Genomic DNA, 12,590 nt, shown 5'->3' with positions numbered 1-12,590 from the left:
CGGCGGCCCTGCTGGGCTAGCAGGGGTTCCGGTACGGCTCGTCGGGGACGTTCCTGGCCCACTCGGCCTCGGAGACGCGGTCTCCCGCGCTAGGCGCCGAGTTCCTGGCGCACCACCGGGAGCACCTCGGTCCCCAGCAGTTCGATCGCCGTCATCACGGTGGCGTGCGGCACGCCCGCCCAGTCCATCTGCATCGCGTACCGGTCGGCCCCGACGAGCCGTCCGACGGAGATCATCCGTTCGGCGACCTCCTCCGGGCTGCCCGCGAAGAGCGCGCGGGCGCCGCGGGTGTACTCGTCGTACTCGCCGCGGGTCGGCACGGCCCAGCCCCGTGCCCTCGCGCCGTACTTCATCGTCTCCAGCCAGTACGGGTAGAAGGACTCCTTGGCGTCCTGGGAGTTCTTCGCCACGAGCCCGATGGCGCTCATCGTCACGTGCATGTCCTCGGGCGCGTGCTCGCCGGCTTCGCCCGCGCGGCGGTAGAGGTCGACCAGCGGCGCGAAGCGCTCCGGTTCGCCGCCGATGACCGCGTACACGATCGGCAGCCCGAGCACGCCCGCGCGGGCCGACGACTCCGGGTTGCCGCCGGTGCCGACGGAGATGCGCAGCCGCTCGCCGTACGGGCGGGGCAGGATGCGCGCGTTCTCCAGCGGCGCGCGGAACCGGCCGGACCACGTGATCGGGTCCTCGCGGTCGATCCGCAGCAGCAGGGCCAGCTTCTCCTCGTACAGCTCGTCGTAGTCGCCGAGGTCCGCGCCGAACAGCGGGAACGACTCGGTGAACGACCCGCGCCCGGCCAGCAGCTCGGCCCGCCCGCCGCTGAGCTGGTCGAGCGTCGTGAACTGCTGGTACACCCGGACCGGGTCCTCGGTGCTCAGCACGGTCACCGCGCTGCTCAACGTGATCCGCTCGGTCACGCTCGCCGCGGCGGCGAGCACCGTGCCGGGGTTGGAGATCGCGTAGTCGTCGAGGTGGTGCTCGCCCAGCCCGTAGAAGCCGAGGCCCAGCTCGTCGGCGAGCCTGATGCGCTCCACGGTGTTCTTCAGCGCCTGGGACACCGAGACCTGCTCGCCGGTCAGCGGGTCGGGGTGCCGATCCGCGAAGCTGTAGATCCCGATTTCCATGCTTCCTCCGCCGCGCCGGTGATGGTCCACGACCGAACCTACGCCTCGAAGGTTGAAGCATCAACGTGACTGTGGTGAGCGTCGCGGCGGCCCCGGCCGGGGCCGCCGCTCCGACGGCTACTTCTCCTGCGCCGCCAGCCACTCCGCGAAGGTGGTCTCGGCCTTGAGGCCGCCCTCGCCGGTCACCAGGCTGCGCTCCTCCAGCTCGGTGCCGAAGTAGCGGGCGTGCGGGTCGGTGACGACCGCGCGCGAGTCGCCGCGCGCGGCCAGGCTCCGGCGGATGAGGTCGTCCATGCCGATCAGCTCGGGACCGCCGACCTCGACGACGCCGTTGACGGGCGCGCCGACGGTGACGCGGCCGACGGTCGCCGCCACGTCCTCGGCGGCGATGGGCTGCATCAGCGCCGACGGCGCGTGGACGACGCCGTCCACGGTCGCGGCCTCGCTGATGGACTTGGCGAACTCGTGGAACTGGGTCGCCCGCACGATCGAGTAGGGCAGGCCCGACTTGGTGATGAGCTGCTCCTGCGCGACCTTCGCCCGCAGGTAGCCGCTGTCGGGCAGGCGGTCCGCGCCGACCACCGAGAGCGCGACGTAGTGGCCGACACCCGCGTCCGCCGCCGCGGTCAGGAGGTTGGTGGTCGCCGTCTCGAAGAACGCCAGCACGTCCGCGTCGGCGAACGACGGGGAGTTCGACACGTCCACGACGACGTCCGCGCCGGTGAGGACCTCGGCCACGCCTTCGCCGGTGATGGTGTTCACCCCGGAGGCGGGCGACGCGGGAACGGCCTCGTGGCCGTGCTCGCCGAGCTTCGCCACGAGCTTGGAACCGATGAGCCCGCTGCCGCCGATAACCACGATCTTCATGGTGCACCTCTCACGTTGCCGCTGTCCGGTCACCAGTCATGACCGGACGGCCCCCGGCCCTGTGACAGCTCAGGCGGAGGAGATGGCCGCGATCTTCGCCGGGTTCATCGCCCACAGCACCTGGTCGATGCCCTCCTCCGACGCGGTGACCGTGATGACGGCGAACGCGACGCCCTCGCGGGCGACCACGACGGACGCCCCGCCGTTCGCCTCGACCCAGGTGGTCGTCGTGTCCGCCCAGAAGTGCCCGGCGAACGCGGCGACGAACCGCGAGACGTGCGTGCGGCCGACGACCGGGATCTTCGAGGCGCGCACGACTCCGCCGCCGTCGGAGTAGCTGACGACGTCCGCCGCGAGCAGGTCCTCCAGCGCGAGGAGATCGCCCGTTCGGGCGGCGACCAGGAAGGCGTCGAGCAGCCGCCGCTGCTCGGTCCGGTCGACCGGCGCGCGCCGCCCGTCGGCGACGTGCTTGCGGGCGCGGCTCACGAGCTGCCGGACGTTCGCCTCCGACGTCGCGACGATCTCCGCGATCTGCGCGTACGGGTAGTCGAACGCCTCCCGCAGCACGTACGCCGCCCGCTCGGTCGGCGTCAGCTTCTCCAGCAGCAGGAGGATCGCCATCTCCAGCGCCTCGCCGCGTTCGGCGCCCAGCGCGGGATCGGCGCTGGTGTCGACCGGTTCGGGCAGCCACGGGCCGACGTAGGTCTCGTGCCGCGAGCGGGCGGACTGGGCCGAGTTGATCGCGAGCCTGGTCGTGACCGTGGTGAGGAACGCCGGGATGCTCCTGACCACCTCGCGATCGGTGGTCTGCCAGCGCAGCCAGGTCTCCTGGACGACGTCCTCGGCCTCCGCCGCGCTGCCGAGCATCCGGTACGCGATGCCGAACAGGCGGGAGCGCTGGTCGTCGAACTCCGCCGCTGCCTGGTCGAGTCCGGTCGGGTCGAGGGGGTTGACGGCCACGGAGGTCACGCTATCGTCAACCGTGTGTCAGGTTGCGCCTGACAAAGGAGGTTCGAATGTGCTCGTTCTGCCACAAGGCCGCCGCCGACGTGCGGAAGGTCATCTCGGGGCCCGGCGTCTACATCTGCGACGAGTGCGTGGCCCTGTGCGTGGACATCCTCGGTGCGGACGGTCCGTCGGAGTCACGCGTGCCGGAGTGGGCAGGCATGACCGACGAGGAGCTGCTGGCGGGCCTGCCGCGCATCGCGGCCACCTCGGCGCAGGTGGAGGCGGGCCTGCGGGAACGCGTGCTGGACCTGCGGGAGCGCGGTGTCACGTGGGTGCGGATCGGCGATGCGCTCGGCATGACCCGGCAGTCGGCGTGGGAGCGGTTCCACGGCTGAGTGGTGACCCGAACGGGGGCCGTTCCCCGGTCGAAGGATCCTCGATCGGGGAACGGTGGTGCTGCCTAACCTCCGTCGCGTCCAGCGACCGAGCAGCGGAGGTCCCCACCCGTGTCCGACACCACCGACACACCGGTAGCGCTCACCCACCGGGCGGTGGCGGCCCGTGACTCGGACCCGGCCGCCGCCCGTGAGCTGCTCGGCCGGGCCCTGGCGAAGGAGGCGGACTACGAGCCCGCGTGGCGGTGGCTGGCCGAGGTGGTCGACGAGCCCGCGGAACGGCGGTTCTGCCTGGACCGGGCGTTCGCGATCGAGGCCGACCCGCTCACGGGCCGGGCGCTGCGGGCGCTGGACGGCGTGGCGGCCAGGCCGCCGCGCGAGGTCGAGGAGCTGGTGGAGCCCCCTCGGCCGAAGGCGGACGCCCCGCCGCGTCGGCGGGGCTCGTGGGTCGCGCTCGCGGTGGTGGCGGCCGTGCTGCTGTCGGTCGTCGGGGTGTACTCGGCGTCGGGCCACCCGAGCGGGGAACCGGTGTTCGTCGCCCTGGTCGCGGGGATGGCGAAACCCGGTTCGGTCGCGATGGAGCGCGGGCTGAGGATGCGCCTGGACGAGGTGAACGCGGCGGGCGGTGTCGACGGGCACCCGGTGGAGCTGCTGGTCCACGACGACGAGGACCGGGTGGACCGAGCTCGGGAGATCGCCGAGGAGATCGTCCGCGAGGACCGGGCGATGTACGTGGTGGGGCACGGAAGCAGCGACACCGCCCTGGCCGCCGCGCCGATCTACCAGCGGGCCCGCATCCCGGCGATCACGCCGTCGGCCGGGTCGTCGCGCATCACCGACGGCAGCGACTGGTACTTCCGCAGCATGTTCGGCAACCGCACCCAGTCGGACTTCCTGGCCGCCTACGCCGCCGACGTGCTCGGGGCGACGCGGGCCCAGGTCGTGCACGACCCCGACGAGGCGGGGACGTCCGTTCGGGAGGCGTTCGCCGAGTCGTTCGGGCGGTTCGGCGAGGTGGTGGCGACGACACCGCTCGACGGGTCCGCGGTGGACCCGGCGGCGCTGGACCCGTTCGCGCCGATCGTGCTGGCGACCGACCCCGACCGCGGTGTCGACGTGCTCCGGCGGCTCAGGACGGGCGGCGTCACGGCGCCGGTGCTGGGCGTCGCCTCCCTCGGCACGCAGGCGTTCCACGACGCGCTGACCGCGGCCGAGCGCGACCTGGGCCGACCGGGCCTGCTGACGGCGAACCTGTACGCGGGCACGCCGCTCGCGAACGACTCGCTGTCCGGGCAGGCGCTGACGTGGGCCCAGGAGTACGGGCGGCGGTACGGCGAGGAACCGCTGTGGCACGCCGCGACGGCCCGGCAGGCGCTCAACGTCGGCCTGCACGTCATGGGCCTGGGAGGCATGGGCCTCACGCCCGAGCGGCGCGCGGCCGACCGGCAGCGGGTGCGCGACGGGTGGGCGGCGCTCAAGGACCGGAAGAACTCGTTCCCCGCGCTGCTCGGGCCGCTGTACTTCTCGCCGACCGGGTCCGCGCAGATGCCGGTGTCCGTGGTGACCAGCGACGGGGAGCGGTTCGCGTCCACCCCGGTGCAGCTGACGATCTACGACCCGCCGTCGGACGAGGCCCTGCGCCAGGGGCTGGCCGGCGGATCGGTCATCGCGATCGGCGACCGGTACCTGAGCCGCCGCCAGGTCGTGGCGACGGGCATCAACCTCAACGAGGTGCGCGACCTGGACACCAGGGACGGCACGTACTTCGTCGACTTCTTCCTGTGGCTCAAGTACACCGGCGACCACGGGGCCTCCGACGTGCAGTTCGTCAACGCGGTCAAGCCCGACCTCAAGCTCGGCCAGCCGCTGCGGGACGTGACCGAGAACGGCTCCACCTACCGGCTCTACCGCGTGGGGGAGCGCTTCAAGACCGGGTTCGAGTTCCGCGGGTTCCCGTTCGACCACCAGCGGCTCGTCGTCGTGCTCCAGAACCGGACCCGGACCGCCGACCAGGTCGTGTACGCGACGGACCGGGAGATCCTCGACCAGCCGCCGAGCACCTTCCTGCGCAGCGGCACCGACGCGAACGAGGACATCAACCAGATCCCCAACTGGGTCGCGGCCTCGGCGCGGTTCTTCCAGCGCACGGTCGGCAGCAGCGACGCGCTCGGCGACAGCGCGGGCGCCGGGTCGGGCATCTACTACAGCCAGTACGCGGGCGAGGTGGAGATCGCCCGGGACACGGCGCCGTTCCTCGTCAAGAACCTGCTGCCGCTGGTGCTGCTGATCTGCGTGACCTACCTGTCGCTGTTCTTCTCCGCGTCCGACGGCGGCGCGCCCGTGTCGATGGGCGTCACGGCGATCCTGAGCACCGCCGTGCTGCTCAACAACGTCACCTCGCAGCTCCCGTCGGTCAGCTACACGGTGGCGCTGGAGTGGGGCTACTACGCGTTCATCCTGCTCGCCGCGACCTGCGTGCTGATCGCGATGCTGCGCAAGAGGCTGGCGTCGACCCGGCGCGCGGTCGCCGAGCGGAGGCTGACCAGGGCGGCGCGCGTCGGCTACCCGCTCTACCTGCTCGGGGTGGTGCTCACCTACGTGGTCGCCTTCGCCTGAACGGACGCGGCCCCGGTGGCCGGGAATTGGTGCCCTGGAACGAAAACTGCCTGACACCGGCCTCCGGAATGCTGCCACGATGGGGGGATGCTGGTGACGATCCTCGCGTTCGACGGCGTGACGACGATCGACATCGCCGGCCCGGCGGACGTCTTCTGCCACGCCAACCGGTTCGGCGCCGACTACCACGTGCAGGTGGTGTCGGCGGACGGCGCGCACGTCCGCTCGTCCTCCGGCGTGAGGGTGGTCGTCGCGGGCGCCGCGCGGTACTCCCAGCCGGGTGGCACGCTGCTGGTCCCCGGCGCGGACGGCGCGGTCGACGTGCACCTCGACCCGCGGCTCCTGGACGCGGCCAGCCTGCTGGCCGTGGGCGCCGACCGGGTCACGTCGGTGTGCACGGGCTCGTTCCTGCTGGCCGAGCTCGGCCTGCTCGACGGCAGGGAGGCGACCACCCACTGGCGGCAGGTCGACCTGTTCGCGCGGCGCTACCCGAGGGTGCTGCTCCGACCGGACGACCTCTGCGTGCGCGACGGCGACCTCGTGACGGCGGCGGGCCTCAGCTCCGGCATCGACCTGGCGCTCGCGCTGGTGCAGGACGACCACGGCGCGGAGGTGGCCGCCGAGGTCGCGCGGGCGATGGTCGTGTTCCTGCGGCGGCCGGACCGCCACTCGCAGTTCGCCGTGCGGTCGCGCGGCCAGGTGTCGCGCCGGAGCCCGCTGCGCGCGGTGCTGGACGCGGTCGCCGCCGACCCCGCCGCGAACCACTCCGTCCCGGTCATGGCGGCCACGGCGGCCGTGAGCCCGCGCCAGCTGTCGCGGCTGTTCCACGACGAGATCGGCACGACCCCGGCCCGGTACGTGGAGCTGGTGCGGCTCGACCTGGTGCGGGAGCTGCTGCGCAGGGGCCACACCGCGGCCGTGGCGGCGGCGCGCAGCGGGTTCGGCAGCGACGAGACGCTGCGGCGGGTGTTCACGGGCAGACTGGGGTTCTCGCCGACCGCCTACCGCGAGCGGTACCAGAACTGACGACAGGACACCATGACGGACTTCCCCGCGTCGATCGTGCCGGTCGACCACGTCCAGCCCGTGCCGCGGCGCGTCCGGGGTGTGCTGGCCGACGAGGTCGTGGTCGACTCCACCCGCGCCCTCTACGTCTGGGAGCACCCGTACTACCCGCGGTTCTACTTCCCCCGCGCCGACGTCCGCGCGGACCTCCTCCTCGACGAGCACACCACCCGCGCCACCAGCCGGGGCGTCGCGCACGTCCACGGCGTGCGGGTCGGCGGGGTGCACCGGCGGTCGAGCGCCCTGCGCTACCCGGACTTCCACGACTCGGTGTGGTTCGACTGGACCGCGGTGGACCGGTGGTTCGAGGAGGACGAGCAGGTCTTCGTGCACGCGCGCAGCCCGTACGTGCGGGTGGACGCGCTGCGCTCGTCGCGGTCGGTGCGGATCGAGCTGGACGGCGTGGTGGTGGCCGAGTCGTCGTCGCCGGTGCTGCTGTTCGAGACCGGCCTGCCGACCCGGTACTACCTGAGCCGCACCGACGTGGACTTCTCCGCGCTGACGCGCACGGACACGGTGACCTCGTGCCCGTACAAGGGGACGACGTCCGACTACTGGTCGATCACCACGCCCCGCGGCGCGCACCCGGACCTGGCGTGGAGCTACGCGTTCCCCACCGCGGACGTGCTGCCCGTCGCGGGCCTGGTCGCGTTCTACGGCGAGAAGGTCGACGTCGTGCTGGACGGCGTGCGGCTGGACCGCCCGGTGACGCACTTCTGAGTCACGACGACAGCCGCGGCAGTGCGCGGTGCAGCCGCAGCAGCAGGTGCAGGTCCAGCGCCCGGTCCGGCTCGCGCCAGCTCGGGCCGAGCAGCCGGTCGACCACCGCGAGCCGCTGGTAGAGCGTGTTCACGTGAACGCCGAGTTCCGCCGCCGCGGCGGCCGGGCGCTTCCCGTGGTCCAGGAAGGCGTGCAGGGTGCGCAGCAGCGGCACCGCGCGGTGCCGCTCCTCCGCCAGCACGGCGCCGAACTCGCGCTCGACCATGCCCCGCACGTTCTGCCGCCCCTGCCCGCTGAGCAGCACCTGGTACACGCCGAGGCCTTCGGCCGAGGTCAGCCGTCCGGTGCGGTCGAGGGCGACCAGCGCGTCCAGCGCCAGCTCGGCCCGCTGGCGGCAGCGGACCAGGTCACCAGCGCCGGACGCCGGTCCCGCGACCCCCGCCGTGAGCCCGGCCGAGTCGTCCCAGCTCCCGGCGAGCGCCTCCGGGTCGTCCACGGGCACGGCCGCGAGCAGCCGTCCGCCCTCGGTGGCCACGCTCGACCCCTCCGGCAGCACCGCGACGAGCCGGGACCGGGCCGCGGGCGTGCTCGGTCGCGCCACGAGCACGCTGTACGTCCGCGCCGGGTCGAGCCCGGCGCCCCGCAGCTGCCGCGCGGCGTCGACGACGGGCCGGGACAGCAGGTCGAGCAGGTGGGCGTCGCGGGTCAGCCGGGCGGCGCGCTCGACGGCCTCCTGCCCCACCAGGACCAGCGCGAGCGGGGGAGCGGCGCGCTCCAGCAGCAGCCGGTCGTCCGCGCCCGGCCCCGCCAGCACCAGCGCGCCCAGCACGCGGCGGCCCGCGATCACCGGCTGGACCAGCAGGTCCCCGACGAGGGTGGCCGTGCTCGCGCCGTCCAGGGAGTCGAGCACCGGCCCCAGCACGTCGGGGTGCACGGGAGGCCGCTCGCCCGCGTGGACGAACACGACCTCGTCGGTCGCCGACGCGGCCACCTCGCCGAGCAGGTCGTCCACCCCGCCGCCGTCGAGCACGACGCGGGTGAGCCGCCGGTCCCAGTGCAGCGTCCGTTCGAGCCGGTGCACGGTCGCGCGCGACTCCTGCGCCGACCGCGCGTTGTCGATCGCCACGGCCGCGTGCGCGGCCAGCGCCGACAGCAGCGCGATCTCGTCCTCGCCGAAGCCGCGCTCCTGCCGCTTGCACGCGAGCAGCGCGCCGAGCACCCGGCCGCGCACCCCGAGCGGCACGCCGAGCAGGCCGCGCATGTTCTCCGCGGTCGCCGCCCGGTCCGCGGCGGCGTCGTGGCTGATGTCGGGGTCGGTGCGGTAGTCGGGCGTCCACACCGGTTCGGCGCGCGCCACCACGGCGGCGGCGACACCGGTGTCGAGCGGGATGCGCAGGCCCAGCAGGTGCGGGGTGAGCGCGCCGTCGGCGACGTCGATGCGCAGGTGGTCGTCCTCGACCAGCGCGAGGTAGGTCAGGTCGACGCCGAGCAGCCGTCTCGCCTGCCCGACGACCTCCCGGACCAGGTCCTCCGGGTCGTCCAGGCTCGCGAGGCGGTGGGCGGTGTCGTTCAGCGCGGCCAGCTCGGTCGCGCGCTGCCGCCGCTGGTCCAGCAGGGAGCGCAGGCGCAGCGCGGAGTGCGCGTCGCGGTCGACGGCCGCGCCACCACCTGCCGCGCGCAGCTCGTCGTGGTGGCGGGCCAGCGCGTCCGGGGACGCGTCGGCGAGCAGCAGGTCCAGCCACGAGGTCACCGCGACTCCTTCGAGTGGAGAGGGTCTCCACCACAACGACCCGTTGATGGAGGGTCCGCACATTGTCGCTCGTCGGTGCCGTGGTTAGCGTCGGGGGTGGGACACCAGTGGAGGTGGGCGGATGGACGACGTGAGCGCGCTGCTCCCGCCGGGTCGGGTGCTCCGCGACCCCGACGTGCTGCGCTCCTACAGCCACGACGAGGCGGAGTGGGCGCCGTGGGAGCCGCCCGCGTTCGTCGTCCGGCCGCGCACGGCCGAGGAGGTCCAGGTCGTCGTGCGGTACTGCGTCGAGCACGGGATCCCGGTCGTCGCGCGCGGCGCGGGCACCGGGCTCTCCGGCGGCGCCAACGCGACCGCGGGCTGCGTGGTGATCACCCTCGACGGGATGCGGACGATCAGGGAGATCGACCCCCTGGAGAAGCTCGCCGTCGTCGAACCCGGTGTGGTCAACGACGACCTGCGCGCGGCCTGCGCCGAGCGGGGCCTCTGGTACCCGCCGGACCCGGCCAGCTCGCCGTGGTCGACCATCGGCGGCAACGTCGCCACCAACGCGGGCGGCGTGTGCTGCGTGAAGTACGGCGTCACCGGCGACTACGTGCTGGGCCTCCAGGTCGTGACCGGCACCGGCGAGCTGGTGCGGCTCGGCCGCCGCACCGCCAAGGGCGTCGCGGGCTACGACCTCACGTCGCTGCTGGTCGGCTCCGAGGGGACGCTCGGCGTCATCACCGAGGTCACCGTGCGGCTGCGGCCGAGCCGGGCGCCCGAGCACACCGTCGCGGGGTACTTCCCGTCCGTCGTCGCGGCGGGCCTCGCCGTGGAGCGGATCGCGGCCGCCGGGCTCACGCCGTCCGCGCTGGAACTGGTCGACCGGACCTGCCTCGCCGCCGTGGACGAGTGGAAGAACATGGGCCTCTCCGCGGACGCGGACACCGTGCTGCTGGGCCGCACCGACGCTCCCGGTGCGGCGGGCGACGCCGAGGCGGACGCGCTCCTGGCGTGCTTCGACGCGGCGGGCGCGACCTGGAGCGCCCGGTCCACCACCCAGCAGGAGGCCGACGCGCTGTTCGACGCCCGCCGCCTCGCCTACCCGGCGCTGGAACGGCTCGGGCCGGTGCTGACCGAGGACGTCTGCGTCCCCGTCGGCCGGGTCGCCGAGATGCTGGGCCGCATCCAGGCCATCGGCGTCCGGCACGACACGAAGATCGCCAACATCGCCCACGCGGGCGACGGCAACCTGCACCCGCTGCTGCTCACCAGGACCGGCGACGACGACGGCAGGGCCCGCGCGCAGGCCGCGTTCGCCGACATCATCGCCGAGGCCCTGGACCTCGGCGGCACCGTCACCGGCGAGCACGGCGTCGGCCTGCTCAAGCGCGACGGGCTCCGGCGCGAACTCGACCCGGCCGTGCTCGCGCTGCACCGCGCCGTGCGCGACGCGCTCGACCCGCACCACATCCTCAACCCCGGCAAGGTGTTCGGACAGGAGACGGCATGACCACGGAACCACTGGTGCGCCTCGGCGACGCCACCCTGCGCGGGACGCACGCCGACGGGGTGTTCTCGTTCAAGGACATCCCCTACGCGCGCGCCGAGCGGTTCGGCCTGCCGGAACCCGTCGTCCTGTCCGGAGAACGCGACGCGCGGACGTTCGGACCCACGGCACCGCAGGGGAGCACGCGCATCCCCGGTGTGGACCTGGAGGGCATCGTCGGACCGGGCTGGGTGCCCGGCGAGGACTACCTCACGGCCAACGTGTGGACGCCGGACCCGACCGCGGCCGGGCTGCCGGTGATGGTGTTCGTGCACGGCGGCTCGTTCACCGGGGGAGCGGCGAGCACCGCCGGGTACGACGGCACCGCGTTCGCGCGGGACGGCGTGGTGCTGGTGACGGTGAACTACCGGCTCGGCGTGCTCGGGTTCGGCTCCGTGCCGGGGTTCCCGGAGAACCGCGGTCTGCGCGACCAGATCGCGGCGCTGGAATGGGTGCGGGACAACGCCTCCGCCTTCGGCGGCGACCCCGGCGACGTGACGGTGTTCGGCGAGTCGGCGGGTGCGCTCAGCGTGTGCGACCTGCTGGCCGTCCTGCCGTCGGGGCTGGTGCGCCGGGCGATCAGCCAGAGCGGCGGCGGATCGCACCTGCTCACGCCGGCGCAGGCCGCCGTGACCACCCGCGCGGTCGAGGAGGCGCTCGGCGGGCCGGTCACCGAGGCCGACGACGCCGCGCTGGTCGACGCGCTCACCCGCGTGGCGACGGGGCGCCCGGACCTGACCGTGGACGGGGTGCGCGACCCGCTGATGGGGTTGTCGCCGATCGGCCCGGTGCTGGACGGCGACCTGTTCCACGACCAGCCCGTGGACGTCGTGGCGGCGGGGGCCGCGGCGGGCGTGGACGTGCTGGTGGGCAACAACTCCGACGAGATGAACCTCTACCTCGTCGGCCTCGGCGCGGCCCTGCCCGAGGTCACGCCCGAGGTGCTGGCGTTCTCCGTCGCCCGCCTGCACCCCGAACCCGACCGCGTCGTGGACGCGTACCGGGCCGCGGGCCGCGGCGACACCCCCGGTGAGCTGCTGGCCGCCATCGGCACGGACTTCATGTTCGCCGTCCCCACCGCCCGGCTGGCCGACGCGCACGCGCCGCACGTCGCCGGGACGTGGCGGTACGAGTTCACCTGGCGCTCGCCCGCGTTCGACGGCAGGCTCGGTGCGTGCCACGGGATCGAGCTGCCGTTCGTGTTCGACGTGCTGGACCGCGTCGACTTCGGCCTGCTCGGCGTCACGCCGAACGCCGAGACCACCGCGCTCGCCGCGAGCGTGCACGCGGCGTGGGTCCGCTTCGCCCGCGACGGCGATCCCGGCTGGCCCCGCTACACGGCGGAGCACCCCGCCGTGCGCCGGATCGGTCCGGAGTGGACGACCACGGTCGAGGCCGACGGCAAGGAACGCGCGGTGTGGGAAGGCGTGCGCTGACTGCTCGACGGGTGACCGCTCGGGGACCCGGACGGTCGAGTCCCCGGCGGTGACGCTGCCCAGCGGGGCCAGCGCGCCGGACTGGGCCTGATCGACGACATCGGGTTCACCGGCGTCGACCCCCACCTGCTCACCGCG

General features: G+C 73.8%; 10 protein-coding genes. 6 read left to right on the top strand and 4 right to left on the bottom strand.

What is annotated here, in order from left to right:
• Nucleotides 1-89: 89 nt before the first annotated feature.
• The 3 genes from VFZ92_RS08260 to VFZ92_RS08250 form a co-directional block, all read right to left on the bottom strand.
• A complete protein-coding gene (locus VFZ92_RS08260; RefSeq protein WP_330875213.1) occupies nucleotides 90-1,124 on the bottom strand; it encodes an LLM class flavin-dependent oxidoreductase in 1,035 nt (344 codons plus the stop codon).
• 117 nt (nucleotides 1,125-1,241) lie between these two features.
• Nucleotides 1,242-1,991, bottom strand: a complete 750-nt coding sequence (locus tag VFZ92_RS08255; RefSeq protein WP_330875212.1) for an SDR family oxidoreductase — start codon at nucleotides 1,989-1,991, stop codon at nucleotides 1,242-1,244.
• 69 nt (nucleotides 1,992-2,060) lie between these two features.
• On the bottom strand, nucleotides 2,061-2,951 hold the full coding sequence (locus VFZ92_RS08250; protein WP_330875211.1) for an RNA polymerase sigma-70 factor: 891 nt from the start codon (nucleotides 2,949-2,951) through the stop codon (nucleotides 2,061-2,063).
• Between the two features lie 56 nt (nucleotides 2,952-3,007).
• Here VFZ92_RS08250 and VFZ92_RS08245 point away from each other — a divergent pair, with 56 nt between their 5' ends.
• The 4 genes from VFZ92_RS08245 to VFZ92_RS08230 all read left to right on the top strand — a co-directional run bounded on the left by VFZ92_RS08245 (nucleotide 3,008) and on the right by VFZ92_RS08230 (nucleotide 7,735).
• The gene (locus VFZ92_RS08245) at nucleotides 3,008-3,334 is read left to right on the top strand and encodes a ClpX C4-type zinc finger protein (RefSeq protein ID WP_330875210.1); all 327 of its coding nucleotides are present in this window, start codon (nucleotides 3,008-3,010) and stop codon (nucleotides 3,332-3,334) included.
• A gap of 111 nt (nucleotides 3,335-3,445) precedes the next feature.
• Complete coding sequence (locus VFZ92_RS08240) at nucleotides 3,446-5,950, top strand: ABC transporter substrate-binding protein (protein WP_330875209.1); 2,505 nt, start codon at nucleotides 3,446-3,448, stop codon at nucleotides 5,948-5,950.
• An 87-nt stretch (nucleotides 5,951-6,037) separates the two neighbouring features.
• A complete protein-coding gene (locus VFZ92_RS08235) occupies nucleotides 6,038-6,976 on the top strand; it encodes a GlxA family transcriptional regulator (RefSeq protein WP_330875208.1) in 939 nt (312 codons plus the stop codon).
• Between the two features lie 12 nt (nucleotides 6,977-6,988).
• Nucleotides 6,989-7,735 (top strand): DUF427 domain-containing protein, encoded by a 747-nt coding sequence (locus tag VFZ92_RS08230; RefSeq protein WP_330875207.1) that lies wholly within the window; start codon nucleotides 6,989-6,991, stop codon nucleotides 7,733-7,735.
• Between the two features lies 1 nt (nucleotide 7,736).
• Here VFZ92_RS08230 and VFZ92_RS08225 read toward each other — a convergent pair whose 3' ends face one another.
• On the bottom strand, nucleotides 7,737-9,485 hold the full coding sequence (locus VFZ92_RS08225; RefSeq protein ID WP_330875206.1) for a helix-turn-helix domain-containing protein: 1,749 nt from the start codon (nucleotides 9,483-9,485) through the stop codon (nucleotides 7,737-7,739).
• Nucleotides 9,486-9,606: 121 nt separating this feature from the next.
• On the opposite strand from VFZ92_RS08225, the gene VFZ92_RS08220 reads away from it, so the two are divergent.
• Both VFZ92_RS08220 and VFZ92_RS08215 read left to right on the top strand, forming a co-directional pair.
• A complete protein-coding gene (locus VFZ92_RS08220) occupies nucleotides 9,607-10,980 on the top strand; it encodes an FAD-binding oxidoreductase (RefSeq protein ID WP_330875205.1) in 1,374 nt (457 codons plus the stop codon).
• On the top strand, nucleotides 10,977-12,452 hold the full coding sequence (locus tag VFZ92_RS08215; protein ID WP_330875204.1) for a carboxylesterase/lipase family protein: 1,476 nt from the start codon (nucleotides 10,977-10,979) through the stop codon (nucleotides 12,450-12,452). Before VFZ92_RS08220 ends, VFZ92_RS08215 begins: the two co-directional genes overlap by 4 nt.
• Nucleotides 12,453-12,590: the final 138 nt, after the last annotated feature.

Source organism: Umezawaea sp. (assembly GCF_036375055.1).
Classification (GTDB): Bacteria; Actinomycetota; Actinomycetes; order Mycobacteriales; family Pseudonocardiaceae; genus Umezawaea.
This window is presented reverse-complemented; position numbering and strand designations above follow the sequence as displayed.

Coding starts and splice junctions, on each gene's coding strand:
- VFZ92_RS08255 (WP_330875212.1), bottom strand. CDS start 1,991: ATGAAGATCGTGGTTATCGGCGGCAGCGGGCTCATCGGTTCCAAGCTC.
- VFZ92_RS08230 (WP_330875207.1), top strand. CDS start 6,989: ATGACGGACTTCCCCGCGTCGATCGTGCCGGTCGACCACGTCCAGCCC.
- VFZ92_RS08220 (WP_330875205.1), top strand. CDS start 9,607: ATGGACGACGTGAGCGCGCTGCTCCCGCCGGGTCGGGTGCTCCGCGAC.
- VFZ92_RS08235 (WP_330875208.1), top strand. CDS start 6,038: ATGCTGGTGACGATCCTCGCGTTCGACGGCGTGACGACGATCGACATC.
- VFZ92_RS08245 (WP_330875210.1), top strand. CDS start 3,008: ATGTGCTCGTTCTGCCACAAGGCCGCCGCCGACGTGCGGAAGGTCATC.
- VFZ92_RS08260 (WP_330875213.1), bottom strand. CDS start 1,124: ATGGAAATCGGGATCTACAGCTTCGCGGATCGGCACCCCGACCCGCTG.
- VFZ92_RS08215 (WP_330875204.1), top strand. CDS start 10,977: ATGACCACGGAACCACTGGTGCGCCTCGGCGACGCCACCCTGCGCGGG.